The 19,895-nt window shown below is 58.0% G+C and carries 20 protein-coding genes and 1 pseudogene; 11 read left to right on the top strand and 10 right to left on the bottom strand.

The features are described 5' to 3' along the window. Nucleotides 1–182 precede the first annotated feature (182 nt). The 3 genes from RYC18_RS10210 (at nucleotide 183) to RYC18_RS10200 (ending at nucleotide 2,913) form a co-directional block, all read left to right on the top strand. Nucleotides 183–650 (top strand): Lrp/AsnC family transcriptional regulator, encoded by a 468-nt coding sequence (locus RYC18_RS10210; protein WP_002553253.1) that lies wholly within the window; start codon nucleotides 183–185, stop codon nucleotides 648–650. Between the two features lie 492 nt (nucleotides 651–1,142). Further along, complete coding sequence (locus tag RYC18_RS10205; protein ID WP_005745181.1) at nucleotides 1,143–1,676, top strand: DUF4880 domain-containing protein; 534 nt, start codon at nucleotides 1,143–1,145, stop codon at nucleotides 1,674–1,676. 100 nt (nucleotides 1,677–1,776) lie between these two features. Continuing rightward, nucleotides 1,777–2,913: a M14-type cytosolic carboxypeptidase gene (locus tag RYC18_RS10200; RefSeq protein WP_005745182.1), complete on the top strand. Its 1,137-nt coding sequence runs from the start codon at nucleotides 1,777–1,779 to the stop codon at nucleotides 2,911–2,913. A 34-nt stretch (nucleotides 2,914–2,947) separates the two neighbouring features. Here the strand turns inward: RYC18_RS10200 and RYC18_RS10195 are convergent, their stop codons facing one another. Next, nucleotides 2,948–4,177 carry an MFS transporter gene (locus tag RYC18_RS10195; RefSeq protein ID WP_316885632.1) on the bottom strand — a complete coding sequence of 410 codons (1,230 nt, stop codon included), beginning with the start codon at nucleotides 4,175–4,177 and terminating at the stop codon, nucleotides 2,948–2,950. Nucleotides 4,178–4,283: 106 nt separating this feature from the next. Between RYC18_RS10195 and RYC18_RS10190 the strand changes: the two genes are divergently transcribed. Together RYC18_RS10190 and RYC18_RS10185 are read left to right on the top strand one after the other, a co-directional pair. Next, nucleotides 4,284–4,829: a TetR/AcrR family transcriptional regulator gene (locus tag RYC18_RS10190; protein ID WP_002553247.1), complete on the top strand. Its 546-nt coding sequence runs from the start codon at nucleotides 4,284–4,286 to the stop codon at nucleotides 4,827–4,829. Nucleotides 4,830–4,908: 79 nt separating this feature from the next. Beyond that, nucleotides 4,909–6,213: a leucine-rich repeat-containing protein kinase family protein gene (locus RYC18_RS10185; protein ID WP_057404290.1), complete on the top strand. Its 1,305-nt coding sequence runs from the start codon at nucleotides 4,909–4,911 to the stop codon at nucleotides 6,211–6,213. Between the two features lie 20 nt (nucleotides 6,214–6,233). Here RYC18_RS10185 and RYC18_RS10180 read toward each other — a convergent pair whose 3' ends face one another. Beyond that, nucleotides 6,234–6,938, bottom strand: a complete 705-nt coding sequence (locus RYC18_RS10180) for a YebC/PmpR family DNA-binding transcriptional regulator (protein WP_002553245.1) — start codon at nucleotides 6,936–6,938, stop codon at nucleotides 6,234–6,236. Nucleotides 6,939–7,024: 86 nt separating this feature from the next. Further along, on the bottom strand, nucleotides 7,025–7,150 hold the full coding sequence (locus RYC18_RS10175) for a hypothetical protein (RefSeq protein WP_263635535.1): 126 nt from the start codon (nucleotides 7,148–7,150) through the stop codon (nucleotides 7,025–7,027). Nucleotides 7,151–7,263: 113 nt separating this feature from the next. Between RYC18_RS10175 and RYC18_RS10170 the strand changes: the two genes are divergently transcribed. After that, nucleotides 7,264–8,904, top strand: coding sequence for a type VI secretion system Vgr family protein (locus RYC18_RS10170; protein ID WP_057404291.1), 1,641 nt, complete (start codon nucleotides 7,264–7,266; stop codon nucleotides 8,902–8,904). On the opposite strand, the gene RYC18_RS10165 is transcribed toward RYC18_RS10170, so the two are convergent. Then, the gene (locus RYC18_RS10165; RefSeq protein ID WP_005745187.1) at nucleotides 8,844–9,617 is read right to left on the bottom strand and encodes an enoyl-CoA hydratase; all 774 of its coding nucleotides are present in this window, start codon (nucleotides 9,615–9,617) and stop codon (nucleotides 8,844–8,846) included. The genes RYC18_RS10170 and RYC18_RS10165 overlap by 61 nt on opposite strands. A 91-nt stretch (nucleotides 9,618–9,708) precedes the next feature. Then, nucleotides 9,709–10,917 carry an acetyl-CoA C-acyltransferase gene (locus tag RYC18_RS10160; protein ID WP_057404292.1) on the bottom strand — a complete coding sequence of 403 codons (1,209 nt, stop codon included), beginning with the start codon at nucleotides 10,915–10,917 and terminating at the stop codon, nucleotides 9,709–9,711. 174 nt (nucleotides 10,918–11,091) lie between these two features. Between RYC18_RS10160 and RYC18_RS10155 the strand changes: the two genes are divergently transcribed. Both RYC18_RS10155 and RYC18_RS10150 read left to right on the top strand, forming a co-directional pair. After that, on the top strand, nucleotides 11,092–11,571 hold the full coding sequence (locus RYC18_RS10155; protein ID WP_016982595.1) for an LEA type 2 family protein: 480 nt from the start codon (nucleotides 11,092–11,094) through the stop codon (nucleotides 11,569–11,571). Between the two features lie 189 nt (nucleotides 11,572–11,760). Next, the gene (locus RYC18_RS10150; RefSeq protein ID WP_410478360.1) at nucleotides 11,761–12,579 is read left to right on the top strand and encodes a glycoside hydrolase family protein; all 819 of its coding nucleotides are present in this window, start codon (nucleotides 11,761–11,763) and stop codon (nucleotides 12,577–12,579) included. A gap of 37 nt (nucleotides 12,580–12,616) precedes the next feature. On the opposite strand, the pseudogene RYC18_RS10145 reads toward RYC18_RS10150, so the two are convergent. Beyond that, nucleotides 12,617–12,934: pseudogene (locus tag RYC18_RS10145) on the bottom strand (hypothetical protein); the annotation flags it as partial. 552 nt (nucleotides 12,935–13,486) lie between these two features. Between RYC18_RS10145 and RYC18_RS10140 the strand changes: the two are divergent. Together RYC18_RS10140 and RYC18_RS10135 are read left to right on the top strand one after the other, a co-directional pair. Then, the gene (locus tag RYC18_RS10140; protein WP_002553239.1) at nucleotides 13,487–13,729 is read left to right on the top strand and encodes a hypothetical protein; all 243 of its coding nucleotides are present in this window, start codon (nucleotides 13,487–13,489) and stop codon (nucleotides 13,727–13,729) included. Next, nucleotides 13,726–16,467 (top strand): beta-glucosidase, encoded by a 2,742-nt coding sequence (locus RYC18_RS10135; RefSeq protein ID WP_010198750.1) that lies wholly within the window; start codon nucleotides 13,726–13,728, stop codon nucleotides 16,465–16,467. Before RYC18_RS10140 ends, RYC18_RS10135 begins: the two co-directional genes overlap by 4 nt. 16 nt (nucleotides 16,468–16,483) lie before the next feature. Here RYC18_RS10135 and RYC18_RS10130 read toward each other — a convergent pair whose 3' ends face one another. The 3 genes from RYC18_RS10130 to RYC18_RS10120 form a co-directional block, all read right to left on the bottom strand. Next, a complete protein-coding gene (locus tag RYC18_RS10130; RefSeq protein ID WP_005745194.1) occupies nucleotides 16,484–17,134 on the bottom strand; it encodes a TetR/AcrR family transcriptional regulator in 651 nt (216 codons plus the stop codon). A gap of 22 nt (nucleotides 17,135–17,156) precedes the next feature. After that, nucleotides 17,157–18,518, bottom strand: a complete 1,362-nt coding sequence (locus RYC18_RS10125) for an MATE family efflux transporter (RefSeq protein WP_054996269.1) — start codon at nucleotides 18,516–18,518, stop codon at nucleotides 17,157–17,159. Nucleotides 18,519–18,658: 140 nt separating this feature from the next. Further along, nucleotides 18,659–18,913, bottom strand: a complete 255-nt coding sequence (locus RYC18_RS10120) for a hypothetical protein (RefSeq protein ID WP_002553235.1) — start codon at nucleotides 18,911–18,913, stop codon at nucleotides 18,659–18,661. A gap of 153 nt (nucleotides 18,914–19,066) precedes the next feature. Between RYC18_RS10120 and RYC18_RS10115 the strand changes: the two genes are divergently transcribed. Beyond that, entirely contained in the window at nucleotides 19,067–19,384 is a 318-nt protein-coding gene (locus tag RYC18_RS10115) for a YqjD family protein (protein WP_002553234.1), read from the top strand. Between the two features lie 88 nt (nucleotides 19,385–19,472). On the opposite strand, the gene RYC18_RS10110 is transcribed toward RYC18_RS10115, so the two are convergent. Beyond that, nucleotides 19,473–19,829: a hypothetical protein gene (locus RYC18_RS10110; protein WP_316885605.1), complete on the bottom strand. Its 357-nt coding sequence runs from the start codon at nucleotides 19,827–19,829 to the stop codon at nucleotides 19,473–19,475. Nucleotides 19,830–19,895 lie beyond the last annotated feature (66 nt).

Raw genomic sequence — 19,895 nt, 5'->3', positions numbered from 1 at the left:
GGATACCTCTCTTGTTCTTGTCTTGTTCTTATAGGTGTCAGGCTTTTGCGCAGGGACGGTCCAACCCGGCAGCCTTGCCACTAGACTGCCAGCAGCAAAGAGGCTTTTTCTTTCTAAATGCGTGCAAATCTGCTGATATTGAGCATGCTTTTTTCGACCAGAACAAAAAACAAGGTCAATTCATGCAGCCTAAATTAAGCCCCATCGATCGCAAGATTCTTCGTCTACTGCAACATGACGCCAGCCTGTCTGCGGCAGAAATCGCCGAACGGGTCGAGTTATCGCAATCGCCCTGCTGGCGGCGCATCCACCGGCTTCAGGAAGACGGAGTGATAGAACGCACTGTCGCCCTGCTCAGCACTCAGAAGCTCGGCCTGAGCATGACCGTGTTTGTCGAGGTCAAGCTGTCGGGCCATGGTCGGCGCTATCTGGCCGAATTCGAAGAGGCAATCATCGGCCACCCGGAGGTGCTGGAGTGCTACACCATGGCCGGGGGGATGGATTTCATGCTCAAGGTGGTTGCCCAGGACATCGCCAGCTATGAGCGCTTCCTGCGCGATCATTTGCTGCAGTTGCCGCACGTACATGAGGCCCATTCGAACATTGCCATGAGCACGGTGAAACGCACCACGGAGTTGCCGCTGGACTAGAGGGTGTCGGGTGGGAAAGAAAAAGAAAAATCCGCCGAGCAGGTGCTGGCGGATTATCTGTATCGATGAGGGCAATAAAAACATTTGACTTGCAAATGATAATGATTATTATTGCATCAGCGGGTCGCGAGATCCGCTGGATAACCTGGAAGTCTTAGGTCGGCTTCCTGATTATCTCCTCATCAGGCTAATCACGGTTTTTGACCCGGCTTTTTGCCGGGTCTTTTTTTGGTTCTTTCTTTTGGTTTCGCTGCTTCAGGCTAATGAAGTCTGGGTACTGCGCAGGTGTGTAGCAATGGCGCAGATCATAGCAAAGCAACCCTGATACGGGTCATGTTTTTGCAGCGAAAATGCCCGGATAAGGCATATAAAAAGTAAATGCTGCAACTTTTCACTTGAGAATGATTCTCGTATTCACTAGTCTACCCTTGTCACGGACGATGCCAGTCATTGCAAGGAACAATCCCATGGAAGATCAGCGAGCGATACATCATGAGTAATCAGCTCCCTTCTTTGCTGCACCTCCCCGCCCGCCTGCCTGAGCCGCAACCCGCGCCGCAGGTCATCGAACTCGGCCACCGGCTTGGCAAGCTTTCGCGCCGTACCCGGCAGATATTTCTGCTCAGTCGGCTCGACGGTCTGGCGTATGCCGACATCGCCCGTTTCATGGATGTCGATATCGCCCGGGTAGAGCGCGCGATGCTTCGCGCACTGGGCAAGGCACATCTTCAGAGCGCCGATGACAGCCGTGCCATTCAGGACCAGGCCAGCCGCTGGTATGTGCACTTGCAGAGCCCTGCTGCAACGGCCAGCGAACGCATCGAATTTCGCCACTGGCTGGACGCCGATGCTGCACACCTTTCAGCGTTCCAGAACAGCGAGCGCATGTGGCGCCAGTTGCAGGCACCCGCCTTGTTGCTCGGTGCGTCCGGCTGGCATCGGCGCAAGCGACGTGCCTATCTGGTGTGGTGCCTGCTGACGGCATTCATCTGCAGCCTGATGGTCACAGCCGAGGCTATTTCCTGACACAGGATGACCGCTGCGATGAAGTTTACGTCGCAAGGTGCCCGGTTGATCGGTGTACAGTAGCGGCCTGAAAAGGCATCTACGTAAGCAGGCACCTATCTTGACCCTCACGATCAGTTCAGATTTCGACAGTGGCAATATTCAGGTTCTCGACGCAAGCGACCCCGCGCATATAAGCCTGGCGATCCGGCCAGACACGCAAAGCGCGCATTTCCAGTGGTTTCATTTCAAGGCTGACGGCCTGAACGTCGGCCAAACCTATGGTTTCAGCCTGACCAATGCCAGCGAGTCCACCTTCAACAATGCCTGGACCGGCTACAACGCCGTAGCGTCCTACGACCAGCAGAGCTGGTTTCGGGTGCCGTCCGGTTTTGACGGCAAGGCACTGAACTTCAGCCTTGCGCCTGACCAACCGCAGGTCTGGTTTGCGTATTTCGAACCCTACAGCCGTGAGCGCCATGACCGGCTGATCGAACAGGCACAGGAAAAGGCCGGCGCACACTTGCTGGCTGTCGGCAAAAGTGTCGAGGGTCGTGATATTCAGCTGCTGCGCAAAGGCGACAGTGCCGAAGGCAAGCGCAAGATCTGGATGATTGCCCAGCAGCATCCCGGCGAGCACATGGCTGAATGGTTCATGGAAGGCGTGATCGAACGCCTTCAGCAAAAAGACGACGCAGTGCTGCAGCAATTACTCGCCAACGCGGACCTGTATCTGGTGCCTAACGTCAACCCGGACGGCGCCTTTCATGGCCACTTGCGTACCAATGCCAACGGCAAGGATCTCAACCGCGCGTGGCAGGACAGCACTGAAGAACAAAGCCCGGAAGTCTTCTTCATCAAGCAGCAGATGGAAAAATACGGCGTGGACATGTTCCTCGACGTGCACGGTGACGAGGAAATCCCTTACGTATTCACCGCCGCGTGTGAGGGCAACCCGGGGTACACCGCGCATCAACGCCAGCTTGAAGAGCGCTTTCGCAGCCGTCTGTGCGAGGTTAGCGACAGCTTCCAGACGGTCTACGGCTACCCGCGCAGCGCGCCCGGCCAGGCCAATATGAACCTGGCGGCAAATGCCGTGGGCGAACGCTATAAATGCCTGGCGCTGACGCTGGAGATGCCGTTCAAGGACCACGATAACGCGCCGGACCCGGTAACAGGCTGGTCAGGCAAACGCTCCGCGCAACTGGCCGGGGATGTATTGACCGTGCTGGCCGAGATGGTTAACGACCTGCGCTGAAGACTCCCGCCTGTCGGCAAGCCGAAATGCCCACTTAAACGTGGGCATTTTTGTTTTTGCTGGCTGTACGGCGCACGATCAAACTCGCCAATGCGATTAATGCCAGCGTGATCACCACTGCTCCGTAGACATTGCTGGTCATCACCAGCCCTGCCGAGTGGGCAAAGAACCCGGCAACCAGTGCCGGTATGCAGAAGGCCAGGTAGCTGAGTACCAGAAAGGCTGACATCAGCCCACCACGCTCATGGGCATGCGCGGTTGGCATGAGCATGCGCAGTGCACCGAGAAAACTTGATCCGAAACCGATGCCCGCCACCACGGCACCGACGAAGAACAGCCACAACATGCCCAGGTTGACCGCCAGTAGAATGACCGCCACACCGAGCGGCAAAAAGCTTGCGCCTACCCACAATCCCAGCACCGGCTCGCGCTGACGCAAGCTCAGAATCGCCAGCGCGCCACTGAGCGTCAGCGCCGCAACCGCCAGGCCACCGTTGAGTGGCGAGTTCGAGCCAGTCGCCGCTGCCAGCAAGGATGGGCTCAGCGACAGAAAAAAACCGCCCAGTGCCCAGGCTGCTATATCCACCGGCAGTACCAGCCATAACATACGCCGCGACTGCTGCGGAACGTGCAGCGATGGCTTGAGGGATTGCCAGACGCCTGGCTGGCGGCTGACGGTTTCTTCCACTCGACCAAGGTAAATCGCTTGCGCCACAAAGGCAGCCAACAGGAAGCAGTAACCCAGCACCAATGGTAACGGCGCGAACTGCACCAGCAGTGCCGTGCCCAGTGCACCCACCGCCATGCCGAGCATGGGCGAGATGCTGTTGATCAGCGGCCCTTTGACTGAATCGCTGTCCAGCAAGGCAGCCCCCAATGCACTGGCAGCAAGTCCTGTAGCAAACCCCTGCAACAGACGCGCGGCCATCAGCCAGCTAACATCGCTGGCAAAAATGAACAGCAACATCGAAACGATTTGCAGCAGCAAGGCACCGAAAATCACCGGACGCCGCCCCAGGTAATCAGACAACGAGCCACCGATCAGCAAGGCGGCCAGCAGGCTGAATGCATACACTGCAAAAATTAGGGTGAGCACGCCGGACGAGAAGCCCCATGCCTCCTGATACAGATGATAAAGCGGCGTGGGTGTGCTGGACGCGGCAAAGAAGCACAGTGTGGTGAAGGCCAGAAACCCGAGGTGGCTTCGCGCCCGGCCACCAGACTTGAGGTCTGATAGCGTCGAACCTTGTGAAGGAAGGGACATGAATACGCTCTCCGCCAATGCAACCTGTTAAAGCCATAAATTAGCTTTTGCGGAGTGTGCGACGCAGGAGCGCTTAAAGCAAATACTTTGTGTTAAGGTCCGCCGTATGGCTATCAAAGAAGCAGTACGCACCGGAGGCCGCAGCGCCCGAGTGCAGGAATCCATTCACCGCGCGGTCCGCGATTTGTTGCTGGAGCATGATCGTTCGGCACTCAGCGTGCCAATGATCGCGCTCCGGGCGGGCGTTACGCCGTCGACCATTTATCGCCGCTGGGGTGACTTGACCACCTTGCTGGCAGACGCCGCCATTGAGCATCTGCGCCCTGATGCGCCAATAGATCAAGGCAGTCTGCACCAGGACCTGCTGACCTGGAGCGAAATGTATCTCGACGAAATGTCTTCGACCCCAGGTCGCGCCCTGATGCGCGATGTGGTCGCCAGCACCTCTGGCTGTGTCGGCAGGTGCGCGGCAATGGTCCGTGAGCAATTGCAGGTGATGATTGATCGTGCGACTGCCCGCGGCGAAGCCTCGCCGACCGCCGATGACCTGATTGATGCCATCGTTGCGCCGATGATCTACCGGATTCTGTATTCCGAATCGGCCCCCACGCCCGAACGCGTGCGTCAATGGGTCGAGCGCTGCCTGAGCTGAGGCAACACTTGCTGCAGTCAGTCGCTGAAACTCCCGTTATGATGCGCGCCTTGTCCGATATCAATGACCGAGCCTATTCATGCACACCCTCGCAGATCTACGCGCCGGCAAGCTGGCAGGTATCAAACGGCTTGACCTTTCCTGCGGCCTGAGCGAATTCCCGGTCGAGGTATTCGACCTGGCGGACACCCTGGAAGTATTGAACCTCAGCAGCAACTCGTTGACTTCGCTGCCTGACGACCTGTGCCGCCTTACCCGGCTACGCGTGCTGTTCGCGTCAGACAACTCGTTCACGCACCTGCCGGAAAGCATCGGCCAATGCCAGCAGCTGCAGATTGTCGGCCTCAAGGCCAACCGCATTGAACAGGTCAGCGCCGCAGCACTGCCACCGCGCCTGCGCTGGCTGATACTGACCGATAACTGTATCGAGTACCTGCCTGATGAACTGGGCCGTCGCCCGGATCTGCAAAAGCTGATGCTCGCTGGCAACCGCTTGCGTACGCTGCCCGCGACCCTCGCTGATTGCCACAAACTGGAGCTGATTCGCATTGCGGCCAATCGCCTGACCGAGCTGCCGGACTGGCTGCTGAGCCTGCCTGCCCTGGCCTGGCTTGCCTATGCCGACAATCCACTGTGCGCCGAGCACCAGGCCGAGCCGATCCGTCAGATCCCGTGGCATCAGTTGAGCATCGGTCAGCGCTTGGGCGAAGGCGCTTCCGGGATCATTCAGCAGGCGCTCTGGCAGCACGCAAACAGTGAGCGAATGACGGCGGTCAAGCTGTACAAAGGCAGTGTCACCAGCGATGGCTCACCGCTCAATGAAATGGCCGCCTGCATCGCCGCTGGCAGTCACGCCAACCTGATCGAGGTGCTCGGGCAAATCAGCGGGCATCCCGATCAACAGCGTGGCCTGGTCATGGAACTGATAGCGCCCGACTTCGGCAATCTTGCCGGGCCGCCGACCCTGGAGTCCTGCACCCGCGATGTCTATGCCCGCGAAACACGCTTTTCGCTGCCGGTGCTGTTACGTATCGCCGAAGGCATCGCGTCGGTCACTGCGCACCTGCATGCCAACGGCATCACGCATGGCGATCTTTATGGCCACAACATTCTTGTGCAGGAAGATGGCAACTGCCTGCTGAGCGACTTCGGCGCGGCGTCGTTTCACCCGTCAGCGGTACAGGGAAAGGCGCTGGAGCGCATCGAAACACGGGCATTCGGTATCTTGCTGGGAGAATTGCTGGAGCGCTGCGATGCAGATGAGCAGAACCAGAACGTCGTCGAGGGGCTAAGGGCGCTTCAGGCGAGTTGCGTACAGACTGATTGCCAGCGACGACCGTCACTGGCGGAGATTCTTCTACAGATAAAAGCATGGAGCGCGTAAAGCGCTCCATTACACAGTGATCAGCCTGCAAGACCCACGTACACGTTCTGCACGTCGTCGTGATTGTCGATGGCTTCGAGAAACGCTTCGACTTCGGCCATCTGCTCCTCGGTCAGACCATCCACGGTGCTTTTCGGGCGATAACCCAATTGCGCCGACTGCACGGTGAAACCAAATTCAGGGAGCGCCTTGCAAACCGCATCCATGTCTGTGGATTCGGTCAGGAACAGCGTAGCGCCCTCCTCAGCCGACTCGAAATCCTGGGCACCGGCTTCGATTGCCGCCAGCTCCGGGTCGGCATCCGCTGCTGCAGGGACAGCCTCGATCATGCCCTGATACAAAAAGTCCCACGAAACCGAGCCCGCAGCACCCAACTGGCCCTTGCGGAACAGCACACGAATTTCCGAGACCGTACGATTGATGTTGTCGGTCAGGCACTCGACGATCACCGGTACGCGATGCGGCGCAAAGCCTTCGTAGGTCAGACGCTCGAAGTTGACGCTCTCGCCCAACAGGCCTGCGCCTTTCTTGATGGCACGCTCCAGGGTTTCGCGCGGCATCGAGGCCTTTTTGGCCTGTTCCACTACCAGCCGCAGACGCGAGTTCATGTCCGGGTCTGCGCCAGCGCGTGCGGCGATCATGATCTCCTTGGACAGCTTGCCAAACGTGCGTCCCTTGGCATTGGCTGCCGCTTCTTTATGCTTGACCTTCCACTGTGCGCCCATGTCTGCTCTCTTGATTCGCTAGGCACCTCGCCGCCTGCGTCTGCACCACTGACAGAACGCGGCGCTGGCAAGGCGCTGAAAAAGGGTCACCGGCAAATATCCTGTCCGGCGCGGCGCATTTTATACGCGATCACGGCAGATGAAACCCCCGCCGCGCACATTGCTCGAACGAACTCGCCAAGATGGCTGCCAATCGTGCCGACGGCAATCATCCGCTTTCCATCACTGCTTGTAGTCTTTTTCCGAAAAACCTTGCAGCAATGCTTTTAGGCCAAGGTATTCCGTAACCTGCGCACCCTGATTTTGAAGGTAGAGAGCCCCGCAGATGCGCAAGGACCTGCAAATGCCAATCATACTGGCGATTACCGACTGCCAGACGGATCTGCATGTCATCAGCTTCACCGGCCGTGATGCTCTCAATGAAGCGTATCGCTTCGATATCTGGCTGGTCGGCGACCCTCTTCTGGATGTGCGCAGCCTGCTGCACCGAGAAGCGTTTTTGAGGTTCGGTGAGCGTCGCAGCGGCGTGCATGGCCAGATCTGCCATGCGGCCCGAATCCACAGCGGGGTTCGTGTGAGCCTTTATCACCTGATCCTGATGCCCAGCCTTGGCAAGCTTGCCGCCCATCGGCGCCGACGCATCTATCAGGATATTGCGCCTCCTAAGCTGATCGCTCAGTTGCTTGAAATACACGGCATTGGAGCAAACGCTTACCGGTTCGAGCACATGAACGGTCTTTACCCGGCAAGACCGCTGCATATCCAGTACGACGAAAGCGATCTGCACCTGCTGCAACGCCTGTGCGAGGAAGAAGGCATTCATTTCCGTTTCGAACATCGTCAGAGCGGCCATCGACTGGTGTTCTCGGATGACTCTGCAAGCTTTCCGGCACAGCCGGTACCCTTTCGCTTCAAGCGTCAGGAACAGTCAGGCACATCGACCGGGACGCTCTTGCACATGGCAGAAGTACTGAGGCTTCCAAGCGCTTCGCGACAACTAGTCCGAGACCTGAAACAGACGCAGCCCCGCTCGTCAAAGCACGACGAGAACGCCAGAACACCCGCAGCCAATCATGCATTTCAACCGCCAGACGTTCGTGGCGCAATCAACCGGGAAGAGGCGCTGAGTCGCCAGCGCGGTATGCGCGAGCTGGAACGCCTGCGCTGCGAACGGCGCGAGGTCAGCGGGCACAGCAACCGCCCTGGCTTGCGCAGTGGCGAAGTCATTCAGGTGCTTGATCACCCGGAGCCATTGCTTAATGATCAATGGCTGCTGACCGAAGTGCTTCACGCAGGTCGGCAATTACAGGTGCTGAGAGGGGCCGCCGCCAAAGATGCCCTGGCAATCCTGCGCATACTCGCCGACGAGCAGCGCTCGTCACCTGCGGCCGCACAGCTGTCAGGCAATGGGTATGGCAACCGTTTCAAGGCCATCCCCTGGGCGATGCCGTTTCGCCCTTCAGTCAGACATCCTCGGCCGGCCGCCACGGGCGATCATATAGCCACGCTGCAAGACAACGCCACGTACGCAGAACAGCCCGGTTATCGACCGGTTCGTTTCGACTGGCAAACGCAACACCCGGCAGACCGAACCAACCAGCGCTGGCCGATGGCGCTGGTGGCCTGCCGCGAGATTCATCAGTTGCTGCCTGGCTCACGCGTACTGGTCCGTTACCTGGACAATAATCCCGAGCGCCCGGTCATCTGCGCAGCCCTGTCACCAGCTGAACACGCGTCGCAAGACAGTCTGTGGCACGGCGACCTGGCTGAAGAACCAGCCGATTGCATTCGTCTTGCGAGCGGCGAGCACTTGCGCATTACAACAGAAAGCGAGTTGATTGTTCGCGGGCAGACGGCAGAGCTGCACATTGATGCACAGCACATCCTGATTCTGGGTCGCGTAGATCAGCAGTCCTTGAAATCCGGCTGGCGCTTGTCGATAAACGCGTTCATGCCCTCCTTCTGATCGTGACTGGCGAAGGCTGCGTGAAACACCCGGCGCTCGAACCGGATGCCTTCGGCCAGACTGACCTCGAACGCGCGGTTGACGCTCTCCTTGACCATCATCGCCACCGGCAGGGACTTGCCGGCGATCACCGCCGCTACCGCGAGGGCTTCAGGCAGCAACTGCTCAAGCGGCAAAACCCGCGCAACCAGCCCGGCACGTTCGGCTTCGTGAGCATCGATCAGGCGACCAGTCAGGCACATTTCCATGGCTTTGGCCTTGCCGACAGCGCGGGTCAGACGCTGCGTCCCGCCCATGCCCGGCAACACACCGAGATTGATCTCCGGCTGCCCGAACCTGGCGTTTTCAGCCGCCAGAATAAAATCGCACATCAACGCCAGCTCACAACCGCCACCCAACGCAAAACCGGCCACTGCCGCCACGATGGGTTTGCGCCGCGCGGCCACCCGATCACTTTCGCGAAACAAGTCGTCGAGGTAGATTTGTGGGTAGGACAGGTCGACCATTTCCTTGATATCGGCACCGGCCGCAAAGGCTTTTTCCGAGCCGGTCAGCACGATGCAGCCGATGGCACTGTCTGCTTCGAACTGGTCGAGTGCGTGGTTCAACTCGTCGATCAATTGAGCATTCAATGCATTAAGTACCTTGGGACGGTTCAGCGTAATCACGCCAACCTTACCTATAATCTCACTTAGAATTGTCTCGTAAGACATTGATAACTATCCTTTTAAATTAATAACCATGCACAAGCATAAAATCTAGAATCTACATTCGAAAAAAATCGTAAGTCTTTGAATAAATTATCTAATCGATGATTTCAATGGCGACAGCGGTGGCCTCTCCGCCACCGATGCAAATCGCCGCCACCCCGCGCTTGAGCTGCCTGCGCTGCAAAGCCGCCAACAGCGTCACAATGATCCGCGCGCCCGAAGCGCCTATCGGATGACCCAGAGCGCACGCCCCACCGTTGACATTGACCTTCTCGTGCGCAAGGCCCAGTTCACTCATCGCTACCAGCGGCACGACTGCAAACGCTTCGTTGATCTCAAACAGATCGACGTCATCCAGCGCCCAGCCTGTCTTGCTCAGCAGACGCTGAATGGCGCCTATCGGTGCGGTTGGAAACAGGCCCGGCTGGTCGGCAAATGCCGCATGTGCGTAAAACACCGCCAAGGGCCGCAACCCTCGCCGCTGCGCCTCGGACTGACGCATCAACAGCAGTGCTGCGGCGCCATCGGAGATTGAGCTGGAGTTGGCTGCCGTAACCGTGCCGCCCTCGCGAAAGGCGGGCTTGAGCGTCGGGATCTTGTCCGGACGCGCCTTGGGCGGTTGTTCATCGTGAATGATCTGCCTGGACTCTTTACCCACGGTGGCCTGCACCGGCACGATTTCTGCGTCGAAATGACCGTCGGCGATGGCCTCCTGCGCGCGGGCCAGTGACGCCAGAGCGAACGCATCCTGCGCCTCGCGACTGAAACCGTTCGACCCGGCGCAGTCTTCGGCGAAGGTACCCATCAGCCGACCCGGCTCATAGGCATCCTCAAGGCCATCCAGAAACATATGGTCCAGCACCTTGCCGTGCCCCATGCGGTAGCCATTGCGAGCGCGATCCAGCAGGTAAGGTGCATTGGACATACTCTCCATGCCGCCAGCCACTACCACCGCCGTGCTGTCTGCCATCAACAGGTCATGGGCCATGATTGCGGTCTGCATACCGGAACCGCACATCTTGTTGACCGTGCTGCACAGCGTCGCATTGCCTAGCCCGGCCCCCAGTGCAGCTTGTCGGGCGGGCGCTTGACCGAGGCCCGCTGGCAGCACGCAACCAAACAGCACATGCTGCACGTCTGCACTTTCAATGCCTGCCCGCTCAACGGCCGCGCGGATGGCGATCGAACCCAGTTCTGTGGCACTCAGGCTCTGCAGAGCACCCTGAAAACCGCCCATGGGCGTGCGCGCAGCGCTGACAATGACCACAGGGTCTTGATGAAGGGGTGTCCTTTCGATGGACATGATTATCTCCAGTCTTGTTTTTATAGGATCGGTCGAATCATCAACCTGCTGCCTTGCGGACGCAATGGTTGAAACAGGCAGATTAGCGGGTATCCCGGCATTGCGCCCGACAGGACGAATCTCTCATGGCAGACGAGGTCTGAAGATGACTGAACCCGACGCTGGAGCACACGAATGTCGCTACGCCCGATCCGCGCCCTGCTCTCAGGCCTGCTTATCCTTGGTTTGAGCGCGTGTGCACTCATCCCCCATCAAGACCCGCTGACGATCAATGTCGTCGGTATCGAACCCGTTCCCGGGCAGGGACTTGAACTGCGCATGGCGGTCACATTGCGGGTGCAGAACCCGAACGAAACCGAGATCAACTACACCGGCGTGGCGCTGGATCTGGACGTGAACGGTAAGCTGCTCGCCTCTGGTGTGAGCAACCAGAAAGGCACCGTAGGACGCTTCTCCGAAGCGGTACTGGTGGTGCCGGTCAGCGTGTCGGCGTTCGCCGCCTTGCGCCAGGCACTGGGGCTTAGTCAGAGCCAGCGTTTGGACAATCTGCCCTATACACTTCGCGGCAAGCTGGCTGGCGGCCTGTTCGGTACGATGCGCTTCAGTGACAGCGGCACGCTGGATTTGCGCCAGGCAGAGGGAGATCCTTGGTAACCAGTCATTACGGGTAGTAATGCCTGTCAGGGTTTGGCAGCGTAAACGGGGCGATACAGGTGGCATGCTTTCTGCTGGCTGACTGCTGAGCATGCTCCATGCCTCCCCACCCTCAAGGAAGATTTGCCAATGACCCCGCAGAACCCGTCAGCACGTTTTTTCCCGACCTTTCTGGCTCTTGTGACGCTGATGCTCAGCCTGTGCATGGCACCGACATGGGCTGCAGAAAAAAGCGCCAAGCGCGGCATTGCCTACGACATCGCCCTGCCCGCCGACCTGAGTGCGTTATCTTCGGGCGTGAGCTGGTGGTACAACTGGAGCCCCAAGCCCCACGACCGCCTGGCGTCCTACGACTACGCTTCAATGTACGGTGTGGATTTCATCCCGATGGTATGGAACGGCAACGTTGACGACGGTCAATTGAAGCAATACCTGCTGACCCATCCCGCCATCCGCTATTTGCTGGTGATCAATGAGCCGAATCTGCTCGACCAGGCCAACATGACGCCCGAAGCGGCGGCCAGCTTCTGGCCGAGGCTGGAACAGATCGCTGCCCAGACCGGCGTAAAACTGGTGGGGCCAGCGATGAACTGGGGAACCATGCCGGGCTACGGCGACCCGGTGGTATGGCTTGATGCCTTCTACACAGCCTATCGATCGATGAATCAAAATCGCGACCCGCGCATCGATTACCTGGCTTTTCACTGGTACGACTATGGTTTGCCAGGAATGCTCGATCGGCTGTCGAAGTACGGAAAACCCTTCTGGGTCACCGAGTTCGCCAATTGGCACGCCCTGGATGACGGTGCGCAGATTGATACGGTCGAAAAGCAGAAGCAGCAGATGGCCGAGATGGTCGCCACGCTTGAGCAGCGCACGGACGTGTTCAGGTACGCCTGGTTCACTGGCCGGATGAACCCGGACCCGCACTTTTCCAGCCTGTTGAACAATGAGGGTAAGCTGACCGAACTGGGCCAATACTACCTCTCGTTGCCGTATAACGAGTGACACTGCGTTGAGTGACCACAGGGTCTTCACAGCTGGCGAGCGAGGCTGCGCCAATCTCGGTCAGGCCACTGATGATGTGCTGGGTATAAGGAAATGACTGATCGGGCTCCAGGACTCTTGCGGAGACCAGAAGCCCCTCCCTGACCAGCGTGTCGACCGCTGCCACACAAACGTGGATGGCCGGGGCACGGGCGTGCGCGCGCACCAGCTCCCGGTAGATCTGACCAAACGTAAGCTTTTGGGGTTTGCTCAAGCACAATCGCTTGACGATGCTCAAGATCGCGAGGTCAACGCGTGGACATTCGTAACTCACCGCATTTGCCTTTAACTTAATGACGCCTGACGCGCAAAACAGTGGACACCCGAACCGTTCTTCCCGACCTGCACAACACACGCTCAACCTTAAATAAAGCCGTTCACAAAGCGTCAATTTTTGCGCACTTTTTAGAACACTCTATTTATTGAAGCGCATTCAAAAACAATCATTGAGCCCATCAATATTTTATAGAACCGCCCTGAATAGACTATTAGTCGCTTGTATTGAACGCACGTAAAATCGTCAGAATGCAAAGCTTACCAGATCACTAAACCTAACGACAATTAGGTTTACTAAAAAGCAATTTAAACCTAAAAATTCCAAATTTTTTAACAATTAAAACCAATTTAATAGCAGAAATAGCTATTTAAACCTGTAAAAATCATCACTCCAATTGTTTTTCGTCAAGAAAAACCTGATGGAGGCCAACTGACATCATTTAATAAAAACAGGGTTAGTAATACTTTATCTACCGGTGAACTTTTTACTGTCGCGTTGGACTTACTGTTCAGCCAAGCGATGTGTCATTGCGGCAGCCGTCTGTTTTTCTCCTGCAAACCATTAATCGAGATGCAATCGATGACTAGAACCATGCTGTCTGTTTTCAGTGCAGTACTTTTGTGCGCGCACAGTGTCTGCGCACTGTCAGCGGACTCAACTTCCAGCACAAATACCGCTGTGTCCGATCAACAGATCCGGACGCAGGTGGAAGCCAAGCGCGACCAGTTATCAGGCGCTGACAAGATCAACCCGGCTCAACAACAGAGTTCGTCGTCCCTGCTCGAAGCGCCAGTGGACACCGACGACGCCCCTGCCCAGGCACAACGACCATGAACAACCTCAATCAACCGATCACATCGACCGGAAGGACACTTGCCTTGTCAGCCTTCAAACAGACGCTGAGCCTGAGCCTGCTGACGTTCAGCGTCATGCAGGCCAACCTTGCGCTCGCCGCCGTGACCCCGGCGACCGGTAACGCAGTCGAAGCGCGCGTCAGCTCGATTCTCGACAACATGAACCAGTCGGAAAAGATCAACTTCACTCGCGTCGACGACGGCCACATGATCCCTTCCCTGCTCAAGTGGGGCATCAAGGGCACCGTAGCGTATGACTCGTCCATGGGCGTGCACGTCAACAATGCCACGTTCGGTGCTCAGTACCCTTCGCAGTCGGCGCTGGCAGCGACCTGGAGCATCAACCGGGCAAAGGAATTCGGCCTGGCCATCGCTTATGAGACACGGATTTCCGGCGGTCAGCAGATGCTGTCGCCAGGCGTCAACCTGTACCGCACGCCCTACAACGGCCGTTCGGCAGAATATGTCAGCGGTGAGGACCCGTTCCTCGGCGCGGTACTGGCACCGGCCATTGTCAACGGCATTCAGGCCCAGGGTATCCAGGCCAGCGGCAAGCACTACCTGGCCAACGAGCAGGAAGCCAATCGTCAGGCAGTCGACATCAAGGTCGATGAGCGCACCCTGCGTGAACTGTACCTGCCGGGCTTCGAGTCGATGGTGAAGAACGCCAATGTCGCCTCGATCATGTGCGGTTTCAACAAGGTCAACGGCGACTATGCCTGTGAAAACCATCACCTGATCACTGAAGTGCTCAAGGGCGAATGGGGCTATCAGGGCATGGTCATCAGTGATTTCAACGCCATTCACGATGCCTTCAAGGGCGCATGGGCCGGTACGGACATCGACATGCCCTCCGGCCTGCAGTTTACCGAAGCCAAACTGCTGCCTTACCTGTGGAGCGGGCAACTGACCCAGAACGTGATCGACGACAAGGTCAAACGTAACCTGCGCGCCATCGTCAGCTACGACCTCCAGGAAAACCTCAACACCGCCAAGACCCTGGAGCATCCCGAGTACGGCATGCGCGCTGCACTGAATACCGCGCGCGAATCCATCGTATTACTGCGCAACGAAAACACCGCTGCGGGCAAACCGTTGCTGCCGCTGGCGCGCTCGGCGAAAATCGCTGTGATTGGCAACTGGGCCCACGATGTCCCTGCATCTCCTTTTGGCACTGCGAACTCGCCGCCCAACAGCTATGTAACCGAGCTGAGCGGCCTGCAGCAACTGGCGTCCAGCAGCTCCGATGTCACCTACCTTTCGGAAATGAGCCTGAATCCGGCCAGTTCGGTGTGGTATCAGCCAGCAACCGGCGACAACGGAATCAGCAACGCCGGGGTAAAAGCCGAGTACTTCTCCAACACCACCTTTTCCGGCGACCCGGTGCTGACGCGCGTGGAACCAGGCTTGAACCTGAACTGGACCACCGGCAGCAACGTCACCAACGCAGGCAGTACTGCGGTGTCTGGCTTCAGCCCGTCACCCGGGGCATTCTCGGCGCGGTTTACCACCACCATCAAACCAACCGTCTCGGGCGCTCAGGTGTTCAAGGTGCGAGCAGACGGCCCTTACAAACTGTGGGTCAACGATGAACTCGTTCTGCAGAGCGATGGCGTGCCTTACTCCGGTGACGTAGTGAACGCGCTGACAACGTCGGGGAAAACCGCAGCATTGTCGGCTGGCAAGACCTACAGCGTGAAGCTGGAATACCAGCGTGTACAAGGCAACTTTATCCCTGTGCTGGGTAGCCTGACGGGCGTGCAGATGAGCTGGGCGTCGTTGCGTCCGCCAAAAGACCTGTCGAAATACGATGCAGTCGTGGTTGCTACAGGGAACACGTCCGAGAACGAAGGCGAAGGCTCTGACCACGGTTTCGATCTGCCCGATCAACAGGCTGAGCTGATCAGCTTCGTTGCCAAGGCCAACCCCAACACCATCGTCGTCATGCACGGCGGCGGCGTGGCCAACATGCAGCCTTGGGCAAACAAGGTGGGCGCTACGCTGCAAGCCTGGTTCCCGGGCCAGCAAGGCGGTCAGGCGCTGGCCGAGATCCTCTATGGCAAGGTCAACCCGTCGGGCAAGCTGCCGGTCACGATCGACAAGAAAATCGAGGATAACCCAAGCTATGCTTCCTATCCGGACCCGGCGGCCTATCGCGGCAACAACCCGCTGACCGAAATGACCTACAGCGAAGGCCTGTACATGGGTTATCGCGGCTATGACAAGAAACACGCCAAGCCGCTTTACCCGTTCGGTTATGGCCTGTCCTACACCACGTTCAGCTACAGCGACCTGAAACTGTCGACCAACGTGCTGACGCCAGGCTCGACAATCGACGTTAAATTCACCGTGACCAACACCGGTGACAAGGCAGGCTTCGAAGTGGCACAGCTGTATGTGCAGCCGGTCAAACCTGCGGTGGACCGTCCGGAGAAAGAGCTCAAGGGCTTCACCAAGGTGTACCTGCAGCCCGGCGAGAGCAAGACTGTCAGCGTACCGATAGACTCCCGCTCCCTGGCCTACTACGTCGACAAGACGGCAAGCTGGGACGTGGACGCCGGGAAGTTCAAGATTCTTGTGGGGGCAGACTCGGAGAACCTGACCCTCAACAGGACGCTGATCACCCTGTACCCGGAAAAACTGACCACTCGTGACAGCAACCCGCTGCCACTGCCACTGCGCAAGGCAGTACAGGTCAGCGCGGCACAGACTTACTGATGCACCCCGTCAAGGCTCAGGGATGAGCCTTGATGTCCCTGCCCAGACGCTGCACGTAGATATCGAAAACCGCCATGACATCGACGTCTTGCGGGCTTCTCAGCCACTGAATCTGCAAACCGTCCATGACCGAGAAGATTTCCTGGGCCAGGGCTTTGACATTGATGTCGGCACGCACCTCCCCCGCCTCTATCAACGCGTGCAAATGGCCGCGTGCATGCTCATGGGTCAGCTGGAATCGCTCGCGGTGCCATGTCCACGCAGGGTGCGACTTCGACAGGCTCTCGGTATTCATCAGCAGTGCCGCCTGACACTCGTCAGCATTCTCGATACTGAAGCTCATGCTCAGTTTCAGAAATTTCAGAAACCCTTCAAGCGTCGGTTCGGTCACCAGATCCTGGAAGCGTGACGTAACCCGCTGATCCCTGCGCTCCAGCAACGCAGCGAGCAGGGCTTCCTTGTTGGGGAAATGGTGCAGCAAGCCGACGGTGGTAATACCGGCAAGCAATGCAACCTCGCGCATTGATGCACTCGAATAACCGTCCCTGGCGAAAACAACCGTGGCGGCATCCAGCAAAGCCTTTCTGCGCATGTCGCCCTTGGGCGCACGACGGCGCTTGGGCGCAGCTGTTTCTTCGGATTCATTCCCTGATTCTTCGATAACCATAAAAACCTGATAACGCCTTGATTCAATGTACCCCGATGCTGGAAACCGGGGTCCTGCTGGTGAAAAACCGCTTCGCTGTCAGTGAAGCCGTGGTGATGGAGATCAGCGCAATGATCGCATTACCGGTAAACATGCCAGGCAACGCACCGCTGCTGCCAAACCAGTGAATGCCGGCGAACACGAAGGGCACGGTACCCGCTGTTGCCCTGAGCCAGGCAAACACCGCTACCCACCATGATTTGTTCATGGTCATGAATACGGCGATGGCGACGAAATCCAGACCAATCAAAACCCAGAGACCGCCGCCCCACAAGCAAAAGGCCATGAACACAGCGCGGGCCTCGGCTCCCAGCTGGTAGAGATCGGCAATCATGCCGCCACACAGCACCAGCATCAACCAGACTGCCAGCCCGTAACAGACCACCAGCCGTCGAGTAAAGATGACCGCAGAGCGCACGCGATCGTCGCGGTTCGCACCAATATTCTGGCCAAGCACCGGGGCCAGCGCGCCAGGCAAAGCAAAAAAGGCGCAATACGAAAACTGCAGGACCCGATCCAGCACCGCCATGGCGGCCAGGGCGGAGGTGCCGAATGCAGAAAGCGAGGCGACAAGATAAGCCAAACCGACCGGCGTCGCCAGATTCGCCGCCATGGCAGGAAGCGCAAGCCTGAAGGTACGCACGGCATGCAGGCGCAGTAGCTTCAGATTGCGCGTGAAAACCATCCCTATGCGGCTGCGCACCCAATACAGCCCGATAGACGCGGACACCGCTGCCGATATGGCAAAGGCGATGCCTGCGCCGTTCAGCCCCAGGTCCAGCACAAAGATAAACAGCGGGTCTGCGACCGCCAGCGTGGCGGCCGCTGAGAGCACCACTGCCAGCGCCCGACGGTTATCACCGGTGGTTCTGAGCATCTGCGCCGACATCTGCATCACGGCCTGTAGCACGGTAAAAGGCAGTGTCAGCCAGATGAAACTGCGCGCCGCCTCGTAAGTGGCCGCCTCGGCACCCAGCCAGTGGGTAATCGGCACCACCAGCGCCAACTGTGCGGCAGACGCCAGACCGGCGACCATGACCACCATCAGCATGAGGCTGCCGGTCAGTCGAGGTATGGACTTGACCGCGCGATGGCCGATGCGCTCCGACAACACCGAAGTCGCAGCGATGATCACACCGGTCACCAGCGCGCTGTTGAAAAAAATCAGCACCTTGGCGATGCCGACCGCAGCCAGAAGCACAGGGTCATGCAACATCGAGACATAGACCAGCGTGAGTATGTCGACAAGAAAAATCGCAAACAGGCTCAAGGCACTGGTACTGGCGGTGATGACGATATGGCGCGCTACGCTGCCCTGGGTGAATCTTGCGCTGGCTTGGGCCATCAATGTTCTCAAAAGGCCTGAATCAGCCCGGCATGCAAGGCATTCCCATGCAGGGGCATGACGAACGGAAATTTGTAACCGTCATGCCAACGCTGGCACGAGCAACGATTACCGCCAAATGCGAAGGCCGCTGTCGCAGGCTACTTGCTCGCCGCTACCAGACGATTCACTTCACTGCGTACCATGTTGGCGTATTCCGGCGGGCTCATCGTGTCCAGTTCGGAACGTACCCATTCGGACCACTTGCCCTTGCGCTTCGCGCGCTCGCCCATCAAGCGTGCAGCCTCACTCTTGGCCTTGCCCAGATTGCTCTGCCAGAGGTCGAACAAACGGGATTTCTCGTCTTCAAGAGCGGTACGTTCGGGGAGCGGCCGATTGGCCAGATTGAAACTCATCACAGTCACCTACGGCTAAAAACGGCTGCATCTTACACCCGTAAGGGGCGTTACCTGCAGAGTCTTGCGTCGGGTCATTCAAGCAATTGCAACTTTTAAGGATGCGCGAGACTCCATTGATCACTGTTGCCATCACTTGAAAGGAAGATACCCATGGCTCGTAAGACCCCTGCTCAACAAGCTGCCGATCAAATCAAGGATCAGGCATTCAGTGACCTGCAGGCACTGATCGAAGAATCCGACAAATTGCTCAAGGAAAGCGCTGCGCTGGTTGGCGAAGAAGCAGAAACACTGCGTGCGCAACTGAGCCTCAAGCTGAAGCAGGCACTGGACTCGATGGCCAGCGTGCGCGACCGCACCAAACCAGTTGTTGAAGCGACCGAAACCTACATCGGTGGTCACCCGTGGCAAACCGTGGCTATTTCTGCTGGCTTCGGCCTGGTAGTCGGCCTGTTGCTGGGTCGTCGTTGATCGACAGCCGCTGATGAGAAGCATCGCGGGCCTGGGTACGGGCCCGCGATGCTTGATGCTGTTGTAACGATGGTGTAGGTCTGATGAATTACCTTAAGCGGGCGTGCTGTACCACCGACGGCTCGGCAAACCGGTGGGATTTGCTCACTTTGGCCTGCAACAACACGCGCTGTTCCTCGGCCTGGGCCTGGCTTTCATAAGGTCCGATCAATAATTGCTGTTTACCGTCGATATCCACGATGACCGGGGCGTAGCTGCGTTCCAGCAGCCAGGCGCTGGTATCACTCACCGCTTCGCGCGAATTCATCTGGATGAACCACTGTGGCGTGGAGACCGGAGCAGTAACCGCCGCATCCTGGGCTTTTTCCCTGGCGGGCGCACTCGAGCTGCCTGCATCGCATCCGGCCAGAGCCAGTACCGCTATCATCATTACCGTCTTGCGCACGTAGGTCTGCTCCTCGTCTGAAGTGGCGCGAGTCTAACATTCCCGCAACGCCCGTTGATGGACTGT

Source organism: Pseudomonas syringae group sp. 247E2 (genome assembly GCF_032587795.1).
Classification (GTDB): Bacteria; Pseudomonadota; Gammaproteobacteria; order Pseudomonadales; family Pseudomonadaceae; genus Aquipseudomonas; species Aquipseudomonas amygdali.
The sequence above is the reverse complement of the archived record's forward strand: the minus strand, read 5'-3'. Positions and strand labels throughout refer to the sequence as shown.

Excerpts from the sequence above, each read along its gene's own strand:
- RYC18_RS10210 (WP_002553253.1), top strand. The coding sequence starts at position 183 with ATGCAGCCTAAATTAAGCCCCATCGATCGCAAGATTCTTCGTCTACTG.
- RYC18_RS10205 (WP_005745181.1), top strand. The coding sequence starts at position 1,143 with ATGAGTAATCAGCTCCCTTCTTTGCTGCACCTCCCCGCCCGCCTGCCT.
- RYC18_RS10195 (WP_316885632.1), bottom strand. The coding sequence starts at position 4,177 with ATGTCCCTTCCTTCACAAGGTTCGACGCTATCAGACCTCAAGTCTGGT.
- RYC18_RS10190 (WP_002553247.1), top strand. The coding sequence starts at position 4,284 with ATGGCTATCAAAGAAGCAGTACGCACCGGAGGCCGCAGCGCCCGAGTG.
- RYC18_RS10185 (WP_057404290.1), top strand. The coding sequence starts at position 4,909 with ATGCACACCCTCGCAGATCTACGCGCCGGCAAGCTGGCAGGTATCAAA.
- RYC18_RS10180 (WP_002553245.1), bottom strand. The coding sequence starts at position 6,938 with ATGGGCGCACAGTGGAAGGTCAAGCATAAAGAAGCGGCAGCCAATGCC.
- RYC18_RS10175 (WP_263635535.1), bottom strand. The coding sequence starts at position 7,150 with ATGATTGCCGTCGGCACGATTGGCAGCCATCTTGGCGAGTTCGTTCGA.
- RYC18_RS10170 (WP_057404291.1), top strand. The coding sequence starts at position 7,264 with ATGCGCAAGGACCTGCAAATGCCAATCATACTGGCGATTACCGACTGC.
- RYC18_RS10165 (WP_005745187.1), bottom strand. The coding sequence starts at position 9,617 with ATGTCTTACGAGACAATTCTAAGTGAGATTATAGGTAAGGTTGGCGTG.
- RYC18_RS10160 (WP_057404292.1), bottom strand. The coding sequence starts at position 10,917 with ATGTCCATCGAAAGGACACCCCTTCATCAAGACCCTGTGGTCATTGTC.
- RYC18_RS10155 (WP_016982595.1), top strand. The coding sequence starts at position 11,092 with ATGTCGCTACGCCCGATCCGCGCCCTGCTCTCAGGCCTGCTTATCCTT.
- RYC18_RS10150 (WP_410478360.1), top strand. The coding sequence starts at position 11,761 with ATGCTCAGCCTGTGCATGGCACCGACATGGGCTGCAGAAAAAAGCGCC.
- RYC18_RS10140 (WP_002553239.1), top strand. The coding sequence starts at position 13,487 with ATGCTGTCTGTTTTCAGTGCAGTACTTTTGTGCGCGCACAGTGTCTGC.
- RYC18_RS10135 (WP_010198750.1), top strand. The coding sequence starts at position 13,726 with ATGAACAACCTCAATCAACCGATCACATCGACCGGAAGGACACTTGCC.
- RYC18_RS10130 (WP_005745194.1), bottom strand. The coding sequence starts at position 17,134 with ATGGTTATCGAAGAATCAGGGAATGAATCCGAAGAAACAGCTGCGCCC.
- RYC18_RS10125 (WP_054996269.1), bottom strand. The coding sequence starts at position 18,518 with ATGGCCCAAGCCAGCGCAAGATTCACCCAGGGCAGCGTAGCGCGCCAT.
- RYC18_RS10120 (WP_002553235.1), bottom strand. The coding sequence starts at position 18,913 with ATGAGTTTCAATCTGGCCAATCGGCCGCTCCCCGAACGTACCGCTCTT.
- RYC18_RS10115 (WP_002553234.1), top strand. The coding sequence starts at position 19,067 with ATGGCTCGTAAGACCCCTGCTCAACAAGCTGCCGATCAAATCAAGGAT.